General features: G+C 35.1%; 23 protein-coding genes. 21 read left to right on the top strand and 2 right to left on the bottom strand.

All coding sequences use genetic code 11. The features are described 5' to 3' along the window. The first annotated feature begins 32 nt into the window (after nucleotides 1-32). From P0077_RS17155 to P0077_RS17125, 8 genes are all read left to right on the top strand, one after another. Complete coding sequence (locus tag P0077_RS17155) at nucleotides 33-995, top strand: Rossmann-fold NAD(P)-binding domain-containing protein (protein WP_276166433.1); 963 nt, start codon at nucleotides 33-35, stop codon at nucleotides 993-995. 4 nt (nucleotides 996-999) lie between these two features. Continuing rightward, nucleotides 1000-2118, top strand: coding sequence for an aminotransferase class I/II-fold pyridoxal phosphate-dependent enzyme (locus tag P0077_RS17150; protein WP_276166432.1), 1119 nt, complete (start codon nucleotides 1000-1002; stop codon nucleotides 2116-2118). Between the two features lie 117 nt (nucleotides 2119-2235). Beyond that, on the top strand, nucleotides 2236-2817 hold the full coding sequence (locus P0077_RS17145) for a Crp/Fnr family transcriptional regulator (RefSeq protein ID WP_276166431.1): 582 nt from the start codon (nucleotides 2236-2238) through the stop codon (nucleotides 2815-2817). 272 nt (nucleotides 2818-3089) lie between these two features. Beyond that, the gene (locus P0077_RS17140; protein WP_276166430.1) at nucleotides 3090-3668 is read left to right on the top strand and encodes a DUF4334 domain-containing protein; all 579 of its coding nucleotides are present in this window, start codon (nucleotides 3090-3092) and stop codon (nucleotides 3666-3668) included. Between the two features lie 4 nt (nucleotides 3669-3672). Then, nucleotides 3673-4416, top strand: a complete 744-nt coding sequence (locus P0077_RS17135; protein ID WP_276166429.1) for an SDR family NAD(P)-dependent oxidoreductase — start codon at nucleotides 3673-3675, stop codon at nucleotides 4414-4416. A gap of 68 nt (nucleotides 4417-4484) precedes the next feature. Further along, nucleotides 4485-5261: an acetoacetate decarboxylase family protein gene (locus P0077_RS17130; RefSeq protein ID WP_276166428.1), complete on the top strand. Its 777-nt coding sequence runs from the start codon at nucleotides 4485-4487 to the stop codon at nucleotides 5259-5261. Between the two features lie 576 nt (nucleotides 5262-5837). Then, nucleotides 5838-6455 carry a PH domain-containing protein gene (locus P0077_RS20990; protein WP_489980871.1) on the top strand — a complete coding sequence of 206 codons (618 nt, stop codon included), beginning with the start codon at nucleotides 5838-5840 and terminating at the stop codon, nucleotides 6453-6455. A gap of 333 nt (nucleotides 6456-6788) precedes the next feature. Beyond that, a complete protein-coding gene (locus tag P0077_RS17125; RefSeq protein ID WP_276166427.1) occupies nucleotides 6789-7421 on the top strand; it encodes a hypothetical protein in 633 nt (210 codons plus the stop codon). Between the two features lie 133 nt (nucleotides 7422-7554). On the opposite strand, the gene P0077_RS17120 is transcribed toward P0077_RS17125, so the two are convergent. After that, on the bottom strand, nucleotides 7555-8523 hold the full coding sequence (locus P0077_RS17120; protein ID WP_276166426.1) for a transposase: 969 nt from the start codon (nucleotides 8521-8523) through the stop codon (nucleotides 7555-7557). A 381-nt stretch (nucleotides 8524-8904) separates the two neighbouring features. Here P0077_RS17120 and P0077_RS17115 point away from each other — a divergent pair, with 381 nt between their 5' ends. Both P0077_RS17115 and P0077_RS17110 read left to right on the top strand, forming a co-directional pair. Next, entirely contained in the window at nucleotides 8905-9324 is a 420-nt protein-coding gene (locus P0077_RS17115) for a hypothetical protein (RefSeq protein WP_276166425.1), read from the top strand. Between the two features lie 32 nt (nucleotides 9325-9356). Next, on the top strand, nucleotides 9357-10271 hold the full coding sequence (locus P0077_RS17110; protein ID WP_276166424.1) for a hypothetical protein: 915 nt from the start codon (nucleotides 9357-9359) through the stop codon (nucleotides 10269-10271). A gap of 142 nt (nucleotides 10272-10413) precedes the next feature. On the opposite strand, the gene P0077_RS17105 is transcribed toward P0077_RS17110, so the two are convergent. Then, nucleotides 10414-11382, bottom strand: a complete 969-nt coding sequence (locus tag P0077_RS17105) for a transposase (protein WP_276166423.1) — start codon at nucleotides 11380-11382, stop codon at nucleotides 10414-10416. A gap of 686 nt (nucleotides 11383-12068) precedes the next feature. On the opposite strand from P0077_RS17105, the gene P0077_RS17100 reads away from it, so the two are divergent. The 11 genes from P0077_RS17100 (at nucleotide 12069) to P0077_RS17050 (ending at nucleotide 23291) form a co-directional block, all read left to right on the top strand. Next, on the top strand, nucleotides 12069-12311 hold the full coding sequence (locus tag P0077_RS17100) for a hypothetical protein (RefSeq protein WP_276166422.1): 243 nt from the start codon (nucleotides 12069-12071) through the stop codon (nucleotides 12309-12311). Nucleotides 12312-12480: 169 nt separating this feature from the next. Continuing rightward, nucleotides 12481-14853 (top strand): TonB-dependent receptor, encoded by a 2373-nt coding sequence (locus P0077_RS17095; RefSeq protein ID WP_276166421.1) that lies wholly within the window; start codon nucleotides 12481-12483, stop codon nucleotides 14851-14853. Nucleotides 14854-14915: 62 nt separating this feature from the next. Further along, on the top strand, nucleotides 14916-15743 hold the full coding sequence (locus tag P0077_RS17090) for a DUF4625 domain-containing protein (RefSeq protein WP_276166420.1): 828 nt from the start codon (nucleotides 14916-14918) through the stop codon (nucleotides 15741-15743). A gap of 57 nt (nucleotides 15744-15800) precedes the next feature. Then, nucleotides 15801-16280, top strand: a complete 480-nt coding sequence (locus tag P0077_RS17085; protein ID WP_276166419.1) for a DUF4625 domain-containing protein — start codon at nucleotides 15801-15803, stop codon at nucleotides 16278-16280. Between the two features lie 36 nt (nucleotides 16281-16316). Continuing rightward, nucleotides 16317-17228 (top strand): GTP-binding protein, encoded by a 912-nt coding sequence (locus P0077_RS17080; RefSeq protein WP_276166418.1) that lies wholly within the window; start codon nucleotides 16317-16319, stop codon nucleotides 17226-17228. A gap of 61 nt (nucleotides 17229-17289) precedes the next feature. Continuing rightward, nucleotides 17290-18486, top strand: coding sequence for a GTP-binding protein (locus P0077_RS17075; RefSeq protein WP_276166417.1), 1197 nt, complete (start codon nucleotides 17290-17292; stop codon nucleotides 18484-18486). Nucleotides 18487-18510: 24 nt separating this feature from the next. Then, a complete protein-coding gene (locus P0077_RS17070) occupies nucleotides 18511-19140 on the top strand; it encodes an ATP-binding cassette domain-containing protein (protein ID WP_276166416.1) in 630 nt (209 codons plus the stop codon). Then, nucleotides 19137-20420, top strand: a complete 1284-nt coding sequence (locus P0077_RS17065; protein WP_276166415.1) for an ABC transporter permease — start codon at nucleotides 19137-19139, stop codon at nucleotides 20418-20420. The genes P0077_RS17070 and P0077_RS17065 overlap by 4 nt, the downstream gene beginning before the upstream one ends. Continuing rightward, complete coding sequence (locus P0077_RS17060; protein ID WP_276166414.1) at nucleotides 20410-20847, top strand: hypothetical protein; 438 nt, start codon at nucleotides 20410-20412, stop codon at nucleotides 20845-20847. Before P0077_RS17065 ends, P0077_RS17060 begins: the two co-directional genes overlap by 11 nt. Nucleotides 20848-20878: 31 nt before the next feature. Then, entirely contained in the window at nucleotides 20879-22288 is a 1410-nt protein-coding gene (locus tag P0077_RS17055; protein WP_276166413.1) for an alkaline phosphatase, read from the top strand. Nucleotides 22289-22763: 475 nt separating this feature from the next. Beyond that, a complete protein-coding gene (locus P0077_RS17050; RefSeq protein ID WP_276166412.1) occupies nucleotides 22764-23291 on the top strand; it encodes an RNA polymerase sigma-70 factor in 528 nt (175 codons plus the stop codon). Nucleotides 23292-23357: the final 66 nt, after the last annotated feature.

Below are 23357 nucleotides of genomic sequence, written 5' to 3'. Positions count from 1 at the left end.
TGCTACTCTAATAAAATTAAATTTTTATTAGAATGAATACAAAAGCACCATTAGTTTTATCCTTATCCGAAGTAACAAATACCTTAAAAAATTTAAATTTAATACCTTTAATAGAAGAAGGCTTTGTCTCCTTATCTTCTAATAAGGCTATTGTTCCTCCAGTAGGAGAATTACTTTTCGAAAACCCAAGAGGTGAATCGCATATTAAATATGGTTATATCATTAATCAACCGTATTATGTAATAAAAGTAGCTTCTGGCTTTTATGAAAATCCAAAAATAGGGTTAAAATCAAGTCAAGGTTTAATGTTGGCTTTTAGTCAAAAAACTGGTGTGCTTAAAGCGATTCTGCTAGATGAAGGACACCTTACAGATATTAGAACTGCTATTGCTAGTATGATTACCCTAAAATATTTAGCTCCTAAACACAATATCAGAATTGGGATTATTGGAACAGGTATACAAGCAGAACTTCAATTAAAATACCTTCATACTGTTAGTAATTGTAAAGAAATATTTGTTTGGGGGAGAACAGCAGAAAAGGTAAAAGCTTTCAAAGATATTTTTAAAGACTCTAATTATAACATTACAATAGCTCCTTCTATACCGGAATTAGCTCACAACTGTAACATTATTATTACTACTACTCCGTCTACAACGCCACTATTGTTTTCATCACAAATCAAAAAAGGGACGCACATTACTGCTATAGGTTCTGACACTTCCGAAAAAATGGAATTAGACACAGACATCATAAAAAAAGCAGACATAGTAATCTCAGATAGTATTGAGCAATCTAAAACGAGAGGCGAAATCTATAAAGCAAGACAAAATAATTGCTTAAGTAAAGACACACTTCGTGAATTAGGAAATATTATAAAAGACCCAACATTGGGTAGACAAAACGACAATCAAATAACCGTCGCAGATTTAACAGGAGTGGCGGTACAAGACATTATGATAGCGACCGCAATAATTAATAACTATAAAATTTAAGATTATGAACATTAGAACTTTTGACCTTGAACGTATTCAATCCTTATATGAGAATACAGTTCCAATTAATTTAACCGAAAGTGGTTTTCATCCATATACCTTAGAGGAGTTATTGAGCGTAGACCAAATAAAAATGCTTTCTTCTACGGTTTTAGGGTATGGACAAACTAATGGTTCAATACCATTAAGACAAATTGTTTCTTCACTATATCCTAATTGTAATGAAGATAATGTTTTAGTAACTAATGGTTCTGCAGAAGCTAACTTTATTGCTTGTCATACCATTTTAAAACCAGGAGACGAAATGGTAATGATGGTACCAAATTATATGCAAATTTGGGGTATTGTTGAAGAAATGGGATGTACTCCTAAAAAATTTCATTTAAGAGAAGAAAATAACTGGAAACCTGATTTGGAAGAATTAGAATCTAAAATGAATTCTAAAACAAAAATGATTGCTCTATGCAACCCTAACAATCCTACTGGATATGTACTAACAGAAAACGAGATGAAATCTGTAGTTGAAATAGCTAAAAAATATGATGCTTGGATTTATTGTGATGAAGTTTACAAAGGAGCAGATTTAGATGGTATTGAAAAGCATAGTTTTTATGGAATGTACGATAAAGTAATGGTAAATGGCGGGCTTTCAAAAGCATATGCGCTTCCTGGTTTACGTTTAGGCTGGCTAGTAGGCCCAGAAGAATTAATTGCTGATACTTGGGCTTATCATGATTATACTTCATTAACAGCTGGGATTTTAAGTCATAAAATAGGAGAAATAGTTTTACAACCAGAAAAAAGGAAAGAGGTTTTAAACAGAAACATTTCAATGCTAAACGAAAATCTCAAAATTACTCAACAATGGGCAGATGAACATAGCAATTCATTAACTTTTGTACCTCCAAAAGCAGGAGGAATGGTTTTTATAAAATATAATTACCCAATTAATTCGACAGAGTTATCAGATTGGTTACGTTTAGAAAAAGGAGTTTTTATTTTAGCAGGTGATGTATATGGAATGGATAATCACTTTAGAATAGGAATCGGAGCTGAAAAGAAAGAACTTTTAAAGGGGTATAGTATTTTAAGTAAAGCTCTTAATGAACGATTTGATATTTAAAAAACGGTAGCTAACAATGTATCCTATGAAAAGCCCTAGATAAATTATTTAATTTCATTGCATGCTATAGTATTAAAATTTTCAAATATGTAAAAATGAAAACATACTTGTTATATAATGATAAACATATCAGAACATATAAATGAAAAATATCCTCATTTTAACCTTACGGATGAAGAAGTGTCTATTTTAGAGCAACATTTAACAACGTGTTTCTTTAAACGAAATGACCTTTTTCTGAAAGAAGGAACTCCGTGTGAAAAAATAGGCGTAATATTTAAAGGGACAGCTTACTCTTATAAAATGGATGATAATGGAGAAGAAGTTATAAAAAACTTCTTTTATCCCAATAATCAAGATATTCTTTTTAATTATGAGAGTTATTTACAAAATGAAAACTCTAATTTAAATATTAAATTTCAGGAAGAATCCTTTGTAGGTTTTTTTTATATCAATGATATCATAAACCTTTACACAGATTATCCTCGTTTTCTTCATTTAGAAATGTTACTTATAAAACAGCAATTTCAATATGCATTGCAAAGAAGCAAGATATTACAACTTGGTTCAGCAGAAGAAAAAATAAAATTACTGCAAAAGTATAAACCTAAAGCCTTTGAATTATTTCCTTATTCGCATATTGCTTCCTATTTAGGAATTCATAGAAACACATTTAGACGTGTTTTTTCAAAACAATAATAAACCCTCATTTTTTATACCAAAATAGCATCTATCTTATATGTACAACCATAGTTAAATATTATGTTAATCAATAAAGATCTTGCTGATTTAAATATTTAAAAATAAAAAGTATTGCCCATCTCCCTTCGCATAAAAATGTAATTTTTAAAACACAACCAAACCCATAAAACCTATTTGCACCATATGGTGCGTTATTTACTTTGAACGCTATTATACTTTTGTATTAGAGTTATTTACTCAATTATGTACAAGTAGTTAAAATAGCAATTATGGACACAAATAATAAAAAAGTAAACACGGAACTCTTAAACGAAATATTAAGTAATAGAGAAGGAGATGTTTCTGACGTATTAAGAATTTATGACCAATTAGAACCTGTAAACTTAGATTTTATGACAGGTCGTTGGAAAGGTTATGAAATTAAAACAGGCCATTCTTTAGATGGTATGTTAGTCCCTTCTGGCTGGTATGGAAAAGTATTTAAATCTCCCGAAGAAGTACATCCGTTAGTTTTCTTTGCTAAGAATAAAACTCAATTATATGCTGTAAATCCTAAGAAACTTTCTATGGATGTAAAAGTTCCTAATAATATTATAGGTGTATTAATGTCATTAGCAAAGCCGTTTTTACAAACAAAAAAGTCTGGTGCTCGGCTAAGAATGATTGAGTATAGAGGAAAAGCAACGGCAACAATGCAATATGATGATAAGCCTATTAATGATCATTTTGTAAAAATTGATGAGAATACCGTATTGGGACTTATGGACAAAAAAGGAGATTCTCCAAATTTTCCTTATGCTTTTGTATTAGAAAGAGATAATGAGTCTAACTACCAAATAAAATTCTAAGCATATGAAATTCAAGGATAAAATAGTATTGATTTCTGGAGGAGCAAGTGGCATAGGACAATTACATGCCACAAAATTAGCTACAGAAGAAGGCGCTATAGTTGCCATTTTAGATGTAAATGAAAAAGGATTAGAAGAAACAGCTTCACGATCAGCGAACATACACCCCTACTATTGTGATGTAACAAATATTGAATTAGTACGAGAAGTAATTAACAAAGTGATTACTGACTTTGGACCTATAGATCGTTTATTTAATTGCGCTGGGATTATGCCTGCTGGTTTACTGAAGGATTTAACCGCAGAACATATCAATAAGTTAATGCTAATCAATTACTGTGGAATGGTTAATATATGCCAAACTGTAGTGCCTGAAATGTTAAAAAGAAACAGTGGAGATGTCATTATTTACGGTTCTACTGCGGGTATGTTGGTTACTCCTAAATTTGGTGCCTATGGTGCTACAAAAAGCGCTAATAATTTTTACACCAAAGTATTAATCGAAGAAAACAAAAAGTCTAAAGTTAGAATATTATTGGTTTGTCCGCCAGCTGTAAATACACCGCTCTTAAAACAAGCAGAAGAAACAGATCAACCCGATATGTTTAATACTACGTTCTTCAAAAAATATATGACCTCTTCCCCTGAAGCTGTTGTAAATGCCGTGGAAAAAAGCATTAAAAAAGGAAAAAAAATCTGCTATCCAGGTGCTGCCGGTATTATGGCGTTTTTAAATAGATTTATGTAAATATCAATTAATAAACATAATAAAATAAGCGCCCAAATGCGTAAATAAAAAATTTAAAAAATATAATCATGAAAGAGCATTTTTTTGTACCTAATGAAATAACCTCAAATTTTGATAGACCAGATTATTCATTTCCAGATTCTGAAACCTATGCAATAGCTTTTAAAACAGATAAAGCTGCACTTGAAGGATTTTTACCTGAAGGATTGAGTTTTGTGCCAGGTTACGAAGATGTTGTATTACTAAGAATTAATAAGTTTGAATGTACAGAGAAAAAAATTAGACCTTATTGGGAGTCTGTTATATCTGTTCCTGCTTCCATAGAAGTAAATGGAGAAAATGTAATTGGTGAATATGCCGCGCAATTATACTTAGGTTCTATTGAGCCAGAAAGTGATATATCTCCTATTTTAAGCGGTCAATTACTGTATGGATACCCAAAAAGGGAAGCTATATTCTCTATAAATGGTGAATTTGGTAAAAGTGATGTTAGTGTTGTAAAAAGACGCCACGGAAAAACATTATGTGATGTAGACTTTAAAACTTGGACATCAGAAGCACCAGATAACCTTGGGGCTGCAGTACCTCAAGGACCATTATTACTTTGTAAAGCAATTCCTAATGTTAGTGGAAATGGGTGGGATGTTTTAGAGATTAATACACCAGGAATGGTTGATGGTTCTTTAAAGATTAAAGAAATGAGACCCCTAGAAGGAAAAATTAATGGAGATATAATTTTAGATACTGGTCGTGCTTTACCTGTAAAAGAAATTCTTGAGTCATATTATATGAAGTATGATTGGATATTAACTTGGGGAATGACACTACATAATTATCTTAAATAATAGATATGACTTCCATACTTACTTTGAAAGGTTTTTAGTAAAACATCAAAAAACTATTGCTAACAACGGTAACAGTTGCACAAGCCTATAATTAGAAATAATTACTATCGATATAAGCCTCTTTAAGGGGCTTTTTTTATGCTAAGCTAGAAGTTGAACTTGAATTTTCCGTGCGCCGGAGAAAGGCTTTTCACGTAATGAACCATGACTTTTACGAATAATGGCAGGGCAAGCTTTCCCGCCCCACTTTTCGGGTGTTTGTTCTCGAATTTCAGGTACTTTTTGAGGTTGTAGGCGATCGCCGATAGGTGCATCACCTTGTTCGCCTGTGCAAGTCCAATGGTAGTTATCTTCCTCAGACTTATAAATTGGGTAAGACCCACTTAATTTTAACAATAAAAAATAAAATGGTTGGTCAGTTCGCTGTTTTTAGTCATTTCTTAAGCAGACTTAAATAATTTATAGCCTTTATGGTTTTCCGTAATGGACTGTGCGTTGATAATTGTAGGTTTATTCTTTAATAGTATATTAGTGAGCAGAAAAACTATTACACATATTCCTCGATAATAGGGGTGTATGTGCAATTGTACACATACACGATTGTTACCACACATTTTGAAAAAAAAATATAAACTCAACAACAAATTACTAAATAAGCTCCTAAAGCAAAACTTATGGATGCTCATACTTTTGGTGGTTTTTTGTTTGATAAATTGGATATGGTTTAGTAGCAGAGATATTGAATCTTTTTGGCTACTTTTTCTAATTATAATTGGAGTTTTATTAGTATTTAACTTACCGTCATTGGTCCTATTTTTAAACTATTACAAAGAGAATAAGTATACTGATTTTGAAATAGTTGAAAAACCCAATTCAATTAAAATAAACCAAAGTGGAATTATTAAAACTTACATGCTGAATGATTGTAAAAAATCAACATATCATTTAGCTTACAACTATAAAAATACTATCGACAATAGAGGGAGAGACTCTATGTTTTTTTCGGATTTTGGATATTGGGATTTGCAATTTGAAAATGGAGACCGATATTACTTGACAAATCTCCTGAACGACTTTGTTCATCAAGCTCCAATTATTCGAAAAACAAAATATCGATTTAGATTGTTTCCGTATATAAAAAAATTGGATTCAAAAGAAGGTGTGAAATTAAAATCTATACCGAAAAAATATTAATAATTAATGGACTCGACTCAAACGCAACTGTTATGCAGATGGACCTTTTAGCTAGTTAATGTAGAAGGAACAATCTTAACAGAATTTATGCGCATTTAAAACGGTGTTGTGAAGAAAAAACGTGTGGTAACAATACCTATAATTAATGCGGACTTGTGTCTTATTCGCAAGGTCTGTGTATATTTATAAAGTCACTAAATCTGTTGGATTTAGCTTTGGATAAAACAAAATACAAATCAAAACCAAAAGCTTTAGCTTAGCGCATGGCTGGAAATCCGTCGGATTTCCGCGCCGCACTAATCATAGCCGCAACGTTGTGGTGCATATAAAAAAATGAGAACTAACATTAAAATATCGTTTCTGATTTTACTGATTTTGACAATAATCGGATGTCAAAACTCTGAAAAAAAAGAAAAACAGTTGGTTCAAATAGATTTCGGAAAATGGGACAAAGAAAGCGATAGTCTTGGTGTTGAATTAGTTTATAATCGATTCGAAAATTGGAAAGACTTACTCAAACGGACTGAAAGAATTGCTTGTAACGATAGCATACCGAAAATCACTTTAAAATCTGACGATGAAATTAAGACAATCTATTTCCATAATCCTTGTTGGGAAAATTTTGCTTGTATATTAATAAAACAAAAGAATACAATCGAAATTCATAATGATACAATTAATAAAAATTACGAGAATTTCTATCCTTTAGATAGTTTGGAAAGTGTTTTAAAAAGAGATATTGAAAACAATGGGAAAAATCCGCAGTTAAGTGACAATCCCGAAAAATTACTGATTTACGTTTCTTATGACGAAAACGGATTTGAAAATTTACCTAAAACATTAGACAAACTAACTCAAGCTTATAAACGAATTACTAATAAAACGGATATAAATATTTGGCTGAATGAGAAATTTGACATTCCTCCTCCGCCACCACCTCCGAAAGAAATAATAAAAATTGAATAAAAAATACGCACCACAACAAAGAACTGAGGTAAAAAACAAACAAATTTTTCTTTAATCTGAGACAATATTATTCTAGGCTCATAGATTCTAAAATCAGGTTCTTTGAGCTTTTTTTTATTTGATTTATCTGCTTTTATCTCAGCAATACAGATACGTAAGTTTCATCATATGGTTTGCCAGATTTTGCGATGGCAAAGGACTGTTTCAATAGTTTGTTGGCAACGGCTATCAATGCCAATTTCTTGCTCTTGCCCTTGTTCACGATTCGCTCATATACCTTTCTGCATGCCTTGTTGTGTTTACAAGCATTGAAAGAACATAGAAACAATAGGTTGCGAAGCTTTCTATTACCGACCTTACTTATTCTCGCTCGACCTCTTACACTGCTCCCAGACTCTCGTATCGTTGGGGTTATACCTACATAACTACAAAGCTGCGAGGCCGTTTCGAACTTGTTGAAACCATCGGCGACCACTATTAGGAACAATGCTGTCTTTTGACCTATACCAGGTATTGACATCAATAAGGTCAATTGCTCCTGTTGGTCCTCTTTTACCAATGATAAAATCTTTGATTCGATTGCAGCTACCTCTTTATTCAGCTGCTTCCTGTTCCGTATCAAGGAACGATAAACAAACTTTGAGGGTATACCTAAAACTACCTCCCCATGTATCTTGTTCTTGGTCGCCGTTCGTTGTTTTAAATAGTTATCCAATAACCGGAACAACTGTAAACATTCACTCTGAACATCTGTCAAGGCATTATAAATAGACACCTCGTTGACCAGGGCATATTCACATATAGCCTTCGCATCGCTCTTGTCCGTTTTCACCTTGGCAAGTCTCATTTGAATGAAACGTTTGATCGACAATGGATTTACTACCGAAACGATTACGTCGTTCTTGTAAAGAAACTGTGCAAGTCTATAATGATAATATCCGGTAGCTTCCATAACGACCAATGAACCTTTGGGTAATTCCTCAAGGTATTTCTTGAATCCAGTTTCATCGTTCTTATACTGCTCGTGACCCTTCCTACTTCCATGTACATCAAAGACATCTTTACTGATGTCGACTCCAAAAGTTTCTTTATATTTATTCATAAGAAATGTTTTATGAAAGAACCGGCTACTTCTGCCCACAACAACTTGAAAACGAGATCTAAGGTCTCACAGAACTGAACGTGGTTTAAGTAGTAAAAGAGAGAGGATTATCAATGTTGTCGAAGTCTAAAGCTTCACTGTATAACATAACCTTAATTCTCTCTTTTGTTCTTTCTGGTTACAACAACAATTTACTGAGAATCAAACTTAAGCCGTATAAAAATAATGCTTAGTTTAGTGCTTAATCAAGAGTCCGTGTACTTTTGTTACGTCTGATTTTCCTACGGAAAATCCTCGCACACAAAACCGCACTATTCTTATACAAACACGTTAGCAATAATTTAAAAAAACATTACGGACTAAGAAATAGTTTGATAAAGAATGAATATATCCGATTTCAAAAATCATAAAGAGTATCAGAAAATTATAAAGAAAGAAAAAATACCAATAGGTAACTTCTCTTATGAAATATACTTGGGTTCTGATATTCTTTTTCAGAAAAAAGATGATACTGGTCTTTGGGATATCACAATTTATAAGAGATTGGAAGGAACACCTCTTGAAAGATTAATGATTATTTCTGCCTTGGGGACTATTAAAAGTAAAGAAGAAAATTGGTATAATGATGAAACAAGTCCATTTAGCATAATTGGTCCCGAAATACAAAAGTCGTTTCATCTAATTGACGACAAATGTAAAAAAATAGCAGAAGAAGTTTTATGTGATATAAGAAATAGTCTACACTATATGTTTGAAGTAGATTTTTTATTGCGAAAAAATACTTCTCTATTAACGATGTGATACAACTCGCAAAATATTATCAATCAACGAGTATGATGTCATCAATGTTTTTTCAATTCTTGACAACAATTTCAGCTTTAAAAAAACATAACGGAGATGTTGTAAATTTTAATGAACATTTAATTTCAATTAAAAGATATGAACTTCTTCAAATAATAGATGTTGAAAGAGTTGTCTTGGATAATTCCAAGATAACAAAAAAAGATATTAAAGATATATTCAATTTATTATATCCTGACAGAGAAAAAATAGCATCAAAATTTGAATTAGAGCAACAACTCAAAGAAATTAAAGGAAGTGATAAGTGTTTTATTCTTACAGAAGATAGTAAATCAAATAACTTGACGAAAGTAATATTTGAATCTAATGGATTTGAATTTTCTGAAACGTCCATTTTATCTTATGATAGTTGTAGTCAAATCGGCTCAGTAATATTATTTTCCGCTTTTGTAAAACAAAAATTTCCCTACATTGAGATAATTGTTCACAGAGATAGAGATTATTTAACAGATGCTGAAATCATTAAGTTAGAAACTCAATTCGAAGAAATTGGAATAAACTTATTTATAACTAACGGAACAGACATTGAAAGCCATTATGTTAATGAATTGCACGTAAATAAATGTTATCCCGAAATAAGTATTCAAAGAGCTAAAAAACTAATTGAACAGTCTTTTGAGGAAGTTAAGGAAAAGTCAATTGATTTATTAAAGAAAAAAGAATTCGGAGAAAAATATAAAAACAAATCCTCACATTTAGAAAATGCAATTAATGATATTTATACAAATAACAAACTAAGATTTTCACAAGGTAAAGCGTTGTATAAATGTTTAAAAAAAATCATACAAAAAGAGATTAAAGAGAATCCAAATCTTGAGGTAACAAGTGAGTATTTAAAAATCGATAAACTTGAAGGAATATCAAGAAAGATTTGGAATAAACAATAAACATCGCGAAAAAAACTATTGCTAACAAAGAACTGAGGTAAAAAACAAACAAATTTTTCTTTAATCTGAGACAATATTATTCTAGGCTCATAGATTCTAAAATCAGGTTCTTTGAGCTTTTTTTTATTTGATTTATCTGCTTTTATCTCAGCAATACAGATACGTAAGTTTCATCATATGGTTTGCCAGATTTTGCGATGGCAAAGGACTGTTTCAATAGTTTGTTGGCAACGGCTATCAATGCCAATTTCTTGCTCTTGCCCTTGTTCACGATTCGCTCATATACCTCTCTGCATGCCTTGTTGTGTTTACAAGCATTGAAAGAACATAGAAACAATAGGTTACGAAGCTTTCTATTACCGACCTTACTTATTCTCGCTCGACCTCTTACACTGCTCCCAGACTCTCGTATCGTTGGGGTTATACCTACATAACTACAAAGCTGCGAGGCCGTTTCGAACTTGTTGAAACCATCGGTGACCACTATTAGGAACAATGCTGTCTTTTGACCTATACCAGGTATTGACATCAATAAGGTCAATTGCTCCTGTTGGTCCTCTTTTACCAATGATAAAATCTTTGATTCGATTGCAGCTACCTCTTTATTCAGCTGCTTCCTGTTCCGTATCAAGGAACGATAAACAAACTTTGAGGGTATACCTAAAACTACCTCCCCATGTATCTTGTTCTTGGTCGCCGTTCGTTGTTTTAAATAGTTATCCAATAACCGGAACAACTGTAAACATTCACTCTGAACATCTGTCAAGGCATTATAAATAGACACTTCGTTGACCAGGGCATATTCACATATAGCCTTCGCATCGCTCTTGTCCGTTTTCACCTTGGCAAGTCTCATTTGAATGAAACGTTTGATCGACAATGGATTTACTACCGAAACGATTACGTCGTTCTTGTAAAGAAACTGTGCAAGTCTATAATGATAATATCCGGTAGCTTCCATAACGACCAATGAACCTTTGGGTAATTCCTTAAGGTATTTCTTGAATCCAGTTTCATCGTTCTTATACTGCTCGTGACCCTTCCTACTTCCATATACATCAAAGACATCTTTACTGATGTCGACTCCAAAAGTTTCTTTATATTTATTCATAAGAAATGTTTTATGAAAGAACCGGCTACTTCTGCCCACAACAACTTGAAAACGAGATCTAAGGTCTCACAGAACTGAACGTGGTTTAAGTAGTAAAAGAGAGAGGATTATCAATGTTGTCGAAGTTTAAAGCTTCACTGTATAACATAACCTTAATTCTCTCTTTTGTTCTTTCTGGTTACAACAACAATTTACTGAGAATCAAACTTAAGATGTATATAAAACATAGCTAATATAGGCTTTCCGAAAGGTTTATGTGTATTTGCGAAGACCGCCAAATTTTTAAATTTGACGATTTTCAATAAAAAAGATAAATAGTAAAATTTAAAAATTCGGCTCGTGTATAATCCGAAAAGATAGCGTCTTTTTACACGCTACGTTTCATATACGGAGACGTTGGCAACAATATGAGAAAAACCGTTTTACATATCATAATTCTTCTGATTGTAGCCTTACCCTTTTTGTAGCCTTCCCTAAAAATAGGACAGTATAAAATTCGAATTTATTAATTTTAAACTTTACTGCACCTTAATTGCATTATAAACGCAATTAAGGTGCATTAATGCTATTTATTATTATTTTTGTCAGCATTAAGTTTTGCTAGTCTGTAATTATTTTTGATGAAAATTGGTCGTCTAAGAAATAGTATAACGTTTCTCTTCCTTGCGCTATTCATAACAACGAAAATGGCGGGGCTTCATGTATTTTCACATATAGATGAAGATGACCATGGGGTGGAATGCGCTATTTGCGTCCATGTAAACGCAATCAACTCAACTCCTGCTATTACACCTGATTCTCTGGGTCCGGTAATAGAAAACACAGCATACGTACCCCATGAAGCAATAACCGAAATTTATACCTTCGTTGTTTCTAGTACAATTGCTCCAGACCAGCTTTTTTCCAGGCCTCCCCCATTTGTATTATAAGAACTCCTGTACACCTTATGGGTGGTGATGCATACTGCACCTTATGCAATTAATTTATTCGTCCTTTTGATTATGTATTATTAATTGATTGACTACTTCAGCATCACCTTGTATAGGTTGACCTAGGCCCTTTTTTGGGACAATAGTTTAATATCTTATAGTACATTACATGTTTTATAAATATCTGGGTATATGGCTATTCTTTAGTCTATACGCAACTGCGTTTGCACAAGATACTTTTCAAATAAAAGGGGTTGTGTTACACGCAAAGGACTTATCACCGGCACAAGGTGCTACAATCGTAGGTAAAAAACTTTATGCAGTTTCTACGGCAAATGGTGCTTTTACCATCAACAATGTGGCAGAAGGCACATACACTTTTACCATATCCCATATTGGTTGCGAACCTACAACCCTAAGTGTTGACGTACAGCAAAATATGGACGGATTAAAGGTTTATTTGGTTGAATCCGCAACGGTTCTTGAAGAGGTAAAGGTTAACGGGAAAACAAAAAAAAGAGAAGCTTTAGAAGTTCCTATTGTTACCCAAACGGTTTCCAAAGAATTTCTTGAACAGAATAGAGAAAACACCTTAATGCAAACTTTGAGTAAAATTGCCGGTGTAAGTACGATCAATATTGGTTCTGGGCAGTCAAAACCGGTTATTAGAGGTTTGGGTTTTAATAGGGTTGCCGTCGTACAAAATGGTATTAAACACGAAGCACAGCAATGGGGCAATGACCACGGTCTAGAAATTGACCAACACGGTATTGAAAACATTCAAATCATTAAAGGTCCGGCTTCTTTATTATATGGTTCTGATGCTATTGCCGGTGTGGTAGATATTCAACCTAACCAAACTCCGTTACCTAATTCCTTTGGTGGTGAAGTCAATATTCTTGGAGAAAGTAATAATGATCTGTTGGGTGTTTCAGCTGGTATAACATCTAGAAAAGATAAATGGTTCTACCGTGGGCGACTAACATATAGAGACTACGGGGACTATAAAGTTCCCGCAGATAGAATCAATTATGAAAATTATGTTTTTGAACTAGATGATAATAATTTAAGGAACACTGCAGGTAACGAAGCAGATGCCAGTTTAGGTATTGGCTATGTAACTGAGGGATTCAAATCTGAAACCGTTTTTAGTAATGTAAATGCAAAAAATGGATTCTTTGCAAATGCACATGGTTTAGAAGTACGAACTTCTAGTATAGATTATGATAGCTCTAACAGAGATGTTGACCTTCCATATCACAAAGTAAATCACTTTAAAATAACGAACAATACTTCAATCAGTGCCGGAGAACATTTATTACATATAGATCTTGGTTATCAAAACAATAATAGAGAAGAACATTCAGAACCTGTACCGCACGGGTATATGCCTACACCACCGGACACTAAAGAAAGGTTGTTCATTAAAAACACCTACTCTTTAAATTTTCGAGACGACTTTAACCCTACCGATAAACATGATATGGTGATAGGTCTAAACACGGAATATCAAAATAATAATATTGGTGGATGGGGTTTTCTAATCCCGGAGTACAATCGATTTACAGCAGGTGTTTTTGCCTACGATCAGTTTGAGATTAATTCAAATTTTCATGTGCTAAGCGGATTGCGTTATGATGTAGGTAGGGTAGATACCAAGGCATATTATGATTGGTATCCTTCAACTGTAAATAATGCCGATGGTTCCACATCATATATTCACCAACAAAGGTCTAAAGACAAAACCTTAGATTTTGGGAGTCTTAGTGCTTCTTTAGGGTTAAGTTATATTCAAGATAAAACCAGTTACAAAATAAATGTAGGTAGAAGTTTTAGAATGCCACTGGCCAACGAATTGGCCTCGGACGGAGTTAACTATCACATGTATCGCTATGAAAGAGGTAATCTAGATTTAGACCCCGAGGTTTCGTATCAGCTAGACTTATCGTTAGTACACACAGAAAAATCTTTTAGTGTTGGTGTTAGTCCGTTCGTGAATATTTTTCAAAATTATATTTACTTGAATCCAACTTCAAATTATTACGAAACCATACAAATTTATGAATACACACAAGCCGAAGTTTTTAGAATAGGTGGTGAATTCAACGCAAGTGCTACTATTACTAAAAACTTGCGGTTGGATGCATCGGTAGAGTATGTGTATTCAGAGCAAACCAGCGGTCCTAAAGAAGGCTTTACATTGCCATTTTCTCCGCCTTTATCCGGATTGTTATCTGCCCGATATCAATTTGATAAGCTTTTGATTTTTAACAAACCACAATTGATTGCGGATTATAGAATTACCGCAGCTCAGGAAGAAATTGTGCCACCAGAAGAAAAAACAGACGGCTATCAAGTATTGAACATGTCCTTTTTAACGGAAATGAATGTGTTAAAAAACAGTTTACCGCTAGAAATGCGGGTAAAGCTAAACAACGTATTCAATACCAAATACTTTAATCACACTAGTTTTTATAGGCTTATAGATGTACCAGAAGCCGGTAGAAATATCTCATTATCACTAACAATACCCTTACAGTAATCAGTAATCAGTAATCAGTAATCAGTAATCAGTAATCAGTAATCAAATTAAAAATTAGTACAATGAAAACAACCATTATGAAACAGAATTTAAAATTTTTAGCAATCGTTGCGTCTGCCGGACTCTTTTTACAATCATGTAGTAGCGATGATGACGGAGATATTGAGTTAAGCGCTCCTGTTATAGCCAGCTTTGAATATGGTGAAGGTCATCATGACGAAGATGGTGATGAGGACGAAGATCATGACCATGTTTCAGAAGAAGCATATGCTTATAGAGGATCAGACATACATTTAGAAGCAGAAATTACAGCCGAAGCTACGGTAAGCAGTATTACCGTTTCCATTCATTCAGATGAAGTAACTGCTGGAGAAGGCGAAGTAGATTGGGAGTTTGAACAAGTTTATACAGATGCAGACTACTTAGTTATTAATCCTACTTTTCATGAACATATAGATATTCCTGCAAATATTCCAGTGGGGGAATACCATATTGAACTATTAGTAACCGACGAATTGGGGAATAGCACAGAAGTAGATGGTCACCTTGAAATCATGGACACCATTACTATTAGTGGTTTTGAAATGGATGAAACAGTAGCTAGAGGAGAAGATTTCCACGTTGAGTTTATGATACTTGCTGCACATGGCATACATAGTATTGCTGTAGATATTCATGCAGACGGTGTTACTCCTGGTGATGGAGAAGTAGAATGGGATTATGAAGAAGAATTTTTAGAAGGTTATCACGAAGAAACCGAAGCAGAATTCCATGAGCATATAGATGTACCTGCTACTGCTCCTGCAGGAGAATATCATATCATCTTTACTGTTGAAGATGAGGATGGTGACACTATTGAATATGAAGCACATATTGATGTTACTGCTTAATTAAAAAAACAAAACCGCATAGCATAAAGCGTGCTGTGCGGTTTTAAAACTAATCTTATGAAATCTACATTTAAAAATTTTTATTTTTTAGTCATTATACTGCTAATAGCAGCTTGTTCTAGTGATGACAGCACTGAAATAGACGAAGAGAAACCAACTATTAGTGTTAATTATACTGGAGGTTTCCCTCAAGGTTGTGCAATGTTAACTAAAGGAGAAACTTACAATTTTAGGGCTATGGTGACCGATAACAGCGAACTTGCTGCATACAGTATTGATATCCATCATAATTTTGACCATCATACCCATGATGACCAAGTAACCGAATGCGAATTAGGCGAAATTCAAAGCCCTGTTAATCCTTTGATTTATGTAGAAAACTTTACAATTGAAGGCTCTTTGACCAGCTATGAAATTAATATTCCCGTAACCATCCCAACTGATATTGATACAGGCGATTACCACTGTGCCTATTCGGTTACAGATGCCACTGGCTGGCAAAGTAGAACATCTATTGATATTAAAATCGTGGAATAAGCAACGTTATAAAAGCTTAAAAATACCTATTAACATATGGAAGCGATTATTACAATTGTTGGCTTTTTGGGAGCAGGAAAAACTACTTTATTAAAGTTTTTAATAGATAGTTTTTCTGAGAAAGGTTGGAACCCCTTTTTGATTCTTAATGATTATGAGAATGCAGATATGGATGCCCAGCAATTTATAGCGCAAATGCAAACCAATAGCATTAAAGCGCTTACAGGCAGTTGTATTTGTTGTAGTGGTATAGTAGAGCTTAGAAACATCGTAAATAGAATTGCGGAAAGAAAGAACGGAATTACTTTAATTGAAGCCAATGGTACTTCTGATGCTTGCTCTCTTATGGAGTTCTTAGGCGTAGGCCTAAATGATAGGTTCTTCCCCCCTATTCAAATATCTGTTGTGGATGTTAAAAATTGGCAAAAACGGGGAGAACATAATGAATTGGAAGCCAATCAGATTCAGGTTTCCTCACTTCTTGTTTTAACGCACTTAGAAAATACAACCAAAAGCCGACAGGATGTAGTCGTTAAGGAAATAAAAGCGCTCAATCCACTGGCACGAATTAGCACTATGGAAGATTTAAATATTTCGCTTCTTCCAGAACTTTTACCCGCTACCAATGCGCCTCAAAAAATGGAGCATCACAAAGCACATTGGTCTTCCTGCTCTGCAGATTTGCCCATTTTGTCCCACCTAGAGTGTATCCATAGGATTTGTGAAGCCCTCCCCAAAAACATACTCAGGGTAAAAGGCTGTGCTCAAATCAATGAGGAAAGTGCTTACACTTATTTTGAACGCAACCCAGATGGCGAGGTCCATATTAGACCTTTTAACGGTGTTCCCATAACCGGCACCAAGCTCTTGGCCATAGGACCAGGCAGTAGTCCTGAAATTTTAGAAAAAATAATACAACAAAGCCTTAACGCATCAATTTCAACATAGAAGAAAAAAACTTCAGCTAGAAAAAATACTAAGCGTCTCTTAAATTTTAAATCGTATGGAAATGAAAAAACTACCTGTAACCGTATTAAGTGGCTTTCTAGGTGCTGGAAAAACCACCTTACTCAATCATATTTTACATAACAAAGAAGGGTTAAAAGTAGCTGTTATCGTAAATGATATGAGCGAAGTAAATATAGATGCCCAATTCATTGAAAATGAAAATACACTATCTAGAACCGAGGAAAAACTGGTAGAAATGTCCAATGGATGTATTTGCTGTACCCTTCGTGAAGATCTTATGGTAGAAGTGGAAAAACTTGCCGCCCAGAATAAATTCGATTACCTATTGATAGAAAGTACGGGCATAAGCGAACCTATACCCGTGGCACAGACCTTTACCTTTGAAAGTGAAGATGGCACTATTGATCTGAGCCGTTTCAGTTATGTTGACACCATGGTTACCGTAGTAGATGGGTTTAACTTCTTAAAAGACTTTTCCAGCCCGGACTATCTTACCACCAGGTCGTTAACGGATATTGAAGGAGACCATAGAACCATTGTTAATTTACTTACCGATCAAATTGAATTTGCCAACGTAATCATCATCAATAAAATTGATTTAATTACGTCCGATCAATTAAAAGAACTTAGGGCTATTATTCATAAATTGAACCCCGAAGCGCGTATTATTACAGCTACTGAATCTAAAGTAGAACTAGTGGATGTTATCAACACAGGGTTGTTCGATTATGAGAAAGCAGAGGCCTCGGCAGGGTGGATCCAAGAACTGGAAAAAGAACATGTGCCCGAAACCGAAGAATACGGAATAGGTTCCTTTGTCTTCAGAAGTAAAAAACCATTTCACCCAGAACGTTTTTTAACCTACCTCAACCAAAGCTTCCCTCAAAATATTATTAGAAGTAAAGGGTTGTTTTGGTTGGCATCTAGATCGGACCAAGCATTGTTATGGAGCTCTGCAGGAGGTTCTTGCAAAGCTGATTCTGCCGGTGTCTGGTGGACATCCATGCCTTTTTCAGAACGAATAAACTATGCCTCTTTTTGTGACAACCAGAATCAAATTGAATCGGATTGGGATGTTCTTTTTGGTGATCGCAAAATTGAATTGGTTTTTATCGGGCAGCATATAAACAAAGAAAAAATGATTTCAGAATTGAAAAATTGCCTGCTCACGGAGCCGGAAATAGACCTTTGGGCAAATCAATTATTCCCGCAACAAGACCAATGGCCCATAGCGTAGCAATAGTAGTAATACAATTTTAAGATGGTTCAAACAGACAATCTCACATTTCATTATAAAAAAGCGGAACATACGTTCCGCTTTCCCAACATAGATTTAAAAGAGCAGGAAAGTTTACTCATTTTAGGAAAATCCGGAATAGGAAAAACAACCCTGCTACATCTTTTGGCCGGTCTACTTAAGCCTGCAAGCGGAACGCTAGTGATAGATAACGTAGAGATCAACAAGCTGTCTCACTCACAATTGGATAAATATCGCGGGCAGCATATTGGGCTAGTATTTCAAAAAAATCATGCTGTCAGGTCGTTAAACGTTCTGGACAACTTAAAGGCCCGTCTTTTTTTTAGCGGAAAGTCCATCAACCCTACCGTGATCGACTCCTTGTTGGAGCAATTGGACTTAAGCGAGACTAAAAGTAAGGGAATCAATGAGCTCAGTGAAGGACAACTACAGCGTTTAGGAATCGCTATGGCCGTAGTACATCATCCACATGTAATTCTAGCTGACGAACCCACCTCAAGTCTGGATGATGAAAATTGTATGGCCGTATTGCGATTGTTACAACAACAGGCAGAGAAAAACGGAGCGAATTTGGTAGTCATTACCCATGACAATCGCATTAAGTCTGCGTTTAAAAATGTTATTACGCTATGAACAATTGGAAAATAAGCCTTAAGAACCTTATCCATAAACCGCTCTATGCGTTTTTAAGTATATTTTCCCTATCCATCAGTATTGGCCTTCTATTGGGCATTCAACAGTTGGATACTTCCATACAAAACCAATTTGAAAATGGTTTGGGTACTACAGAAATGGTAGTTGGTGCCAAGGGAAGCCCGCTACAATTGGTGCTTTCCTCTGTACTGCACATAGATAACCCAACGGGGAATATCGCGTACAGCGAAGTGGCAAAAATGAAAAAAAATCCTTTGGTAAAAGAAGCCGTACCCATCTCCTATGGCGATAGCTACAAAGGCCACCGTATCGTAGGCGCTACGCTGGGTTTCGCTAAAATATACAGTGCGGAACTACTAAAAGGAAGAGAAGTTGAGAGTGCTATGGAAGCCGTTTTAGGCAACGATGTAGCCCAACGATCAGGCTTAAAACTGGGCGATACATTTGTGAGTTCGCACGGACTAACCGAAAATTCAATCGAACAACATGAAGAATCCTTTACGGTGGTCGGTATTTACAAGCCAACTTACAAAGTAATAGATAGATTGATCGTAACCAACCTAGAAAGTATCTGGGATGTTCACGACCATGAAGACCATGACGGCCATGAGGAAGCCCATTTAGAACCAGAACATGATTCCCATAGTGAACATGAGAATCACAAAAACCATGAAGACCATAATGCACACGATTTGCATGAAAAAGAAGATGATAGGGAAGTAACCTCTATTCTGGTTTCCTTTAGAAACCCCATGGGTCTCATGACCATGCCAAGAAATATTAATTCCAATACGGACATGCAGGCCGCCTTGCCCAAGTATGAGCTAGAGCGACTGTTTCGCTTTACGGGCGTTGGGGTCAAAGCAATCTCCTGGATCGCCTATATTATTCTACTCATATCCTGTGTTTCTATTTTTATCGGTCTATACAAGATGGTGCGCGAACGTGCTTTTGACCTTGCTTTGATGCGTACCTATGGTGCCAGTAACTTTCAGCTGTTCCGTATTGTGGGTTTTGAGGGTATGCTAATGGTATTGGCATCCTTGATATTTGGTTTTTTGTTTTCCCTTATCGGGATACATTTTATTATCGATGTATTCAAATCCCAGTTTCAACAGGATATCGTTCTCACATTTTCTACGGACCAAATGCTAAGAACGCTGCTCATAGTAATAGCTATAGCTATGGTTTCCGTAGCATTGGCCATTATTCCTCTGTTAAAAATGAACATCTCAAAAATTTTAAGTGATGAAACATAACCTTTTATACGCGCTATTTTTTCTCGTTTCCATTACCGCCATGGGGCAGGTAGACATTACCTGGGACGATTTGGCCAAAGTAGATTACACAGAGAAATATTTCCCCACCTATGATTCCAACTTTCTGTACCCGGAGTTCAGTCAAGAAATAATCAACCTTCAAGGCAAAGAAGTAACCCTATCCGGTTATTTCTTAGATGTAGACCCCAATGGGGAACTCATTATTCTATCTAAGAATCCATTGGCTTCCTGTTTCTTTTGTGGTAACGGAGGACCGGAAACAGCAGTAGAACTTCATTTTAAAACTAAACCCAACTTTAATACAGACGATGTAGTGCTTATAACAGGCACCTTAAAACTCAACAAAGACGATGTTGAGCACTTTAATTACATCCTAACCGATTGTTCCGGGTTTAAATTAAAATAAAACAACACTTTCATACCAAAATAACATAAAAATGAACAGAAGAAAATTTTTTAGAAACGGATCGCTGCTTACGCTTGGGACATCCTTACTTCACCCTTTTAACAGTACTGCCAATAGTATCGGGAACTCCGGCAAAAACAAAAAAGCAAAAAACATTATCGTAGTGGTTAGTGATGGTATGAGTATTGGCACATTGAACATGGCCGATTTGTACCTTTCCAGAAAAATAGGTACAGGCACCAATTGGTTGCAACTGTATAAAGACAATAAGGTAACCAGATCACTTATGGATATGGCTTCCGCCAGTTCTATAGTAACGGATTCCGCTGCGGCAAGCTCCTCTTGGGGCGGAGGTGTGCGTATTGATAATGGCGCATTAAACGTGAGCAAAAACGGAGAAGAACACCTTCCTATCTGGCAGAAATTTAAACAAGCAGGAAAAAAAGCGGGTTGTGTCACCACGGTACCCATCACCCACGCTACTCCAGCCGGATTCTGTATTAATTCCAAATCAAGAAACGCCCAGGAACAGATTGCCGAGAAATACTTGCAACAAAAATTTGATGTAATGATGGGGGGGGGCGATACGTACTTTTCTCCGGAGAAGCGAAAAGACAAAAAGAATTTGTACAAAGATTTTTCATCAAACGGTTATGAAGTGGTACAAACCAGAAATGAAATGCTTTCGGCATCTATAGATAAACCAATTTTAGGGGTTTTTAATGATGGTGCACTTCCCTACTCCATAGATAGAAATAATAGTAAAGAACTTCTGCAAAAAGTACCTACGCTTGCCGAAATGACGCATAAAGCCATTGAAGCCATGAAAGACCACCCTAAAGGTTTTGTATTACAGGTAGAGGCCGGAAAAGTAGATTGGGCCGCACATGGGAACGATATTGCCGGCCTTTTGTACGATCAAGTGGCGCATGACGACGCTATACAAGTAGCTATGGATTTTGCCGAGCAAGACGGCGAAACTTTAGTCATTATCACCACAGACCACGGTAATGCCAACCCAGGATTGATTTATGGAAAAGAGACAAACGATAATTTTGATTCCGTCCAGAAATACAAACACACCAATGAGTGGATTTTGAACGGTATCGGCAAAGAAACATCCGTATCCCAATTGAAGGAAAGAGTAGCTTATGCCAATGCAATGCCGCTTACGGACGAAAAAGCAAAACTATTATTAAGTTACTATTCCGAATTACAAACGGAAGACGGCCTATACAATCCAAAGAAACTTCCTTTTAAGGTTTTGGCAGAAATACAGTCAAAACACAATTCTGTGGGTTGGATCAGTATGCAGCATTCTGCCGATTATGTTGAATTGGCCATGTACGGACCGGGAAGCCAACATTTAAAACCCTTTATAAAGAATACGGACCTACACTACTTTATGCTTGAAGCTGCGGAAGTAGAAAATACTTTTTAAAAAAGAGCAAGCATCCCGAAAGAGAAATTAGTTGCTGAATTTAAAAACAATACATACCTATTTGCCACAAATCTAGAGCCTAAAAAAGAGTTTGATTTCGATTCATTTATTAAAAAAAGGTTGGATTTAACTCTTCTTGGTCTTAGAAAATTGAATGTTCTGAAATAAATACTGGTGCTAATAAGTAAGCATCCGTGCGGTCGGTATTGACCGAGCATGAATGTGGTGTTGAACTACATCGGATCTTTGGCCGCGTTGTTTCCTATGGGTATTGATATGTATTGGGAGGGAAATTTGAAGAGGCACCTGTGTGGATACCTTTTACGGTTAGCGTGTTTTCTGCCTCCAAAGTACTCTCAACATATTAAATCAACATATGTGCCACTCAATTCAAGTTATTATAAGACAAAATTAAAGTTTAGGTAATATATGCGTTAACTTATCTAGGTATCATTGCAGGTGTTAGACCACACCTATGAAAATCTCAGATGCCAATTTGTTTTTGCTTACTCTCAAGGACAACGAGGTTGCTTTTAAGCAACTCTATGACCGGCTCTGGAAAAGTCTTTATCTATTCTCTCTTAAACTTTTACAAAACGAAACAGAAGCCAAAGATGTAGTTCAGGATGTTTTCTGTAATCTCTGGACAAAAAGGAAAGAACTTGAAATTAAAAATGTAAAATCTTACTTGTTTTCTGCAACTAAATACAAATGCTTAGAATATATAAGGAAAAACAAAAAATATTCTGATTTACTAACTCAGATAAATCTTGCCGATTTAGAAAACAACACGGAGCGGGAGTTGGACTTTAAGGAAACGAAGTCCAAAATTGAAAATGGTATTAATACATTACCATTGAAGACCAAGCAAATTTTTACCATGAGCAGGTATGATGACCTTTCTAACAAAGAAATTGCCCATAAATTAAATATTTCAATAAAAACCGTTGAATATCATATCACCCAATCAATCAAACAATTAACTCCGGTTATTGCTTCTTAAAATTATTTTTTTCAAAAAAAGCACTTTCTTGCTTAGGGTTAACCTTCTTTTTTCTCTCTTACTTAT

The organism is Zobellia alginiliquefaciens, assembly GCF_029323795.1.
In the GTDB taxonomy this organism is placed as follows: domain Bacteria; phylum Bacteroidota; class Bacteroidia; order Flavobacteriales; family Flavobacteriaceae; genus Zobellia; species Zobellia alginiliquefaciens.
This window is presented reverse-complemented; position numbering and strand designations above follow the sequence as displayed.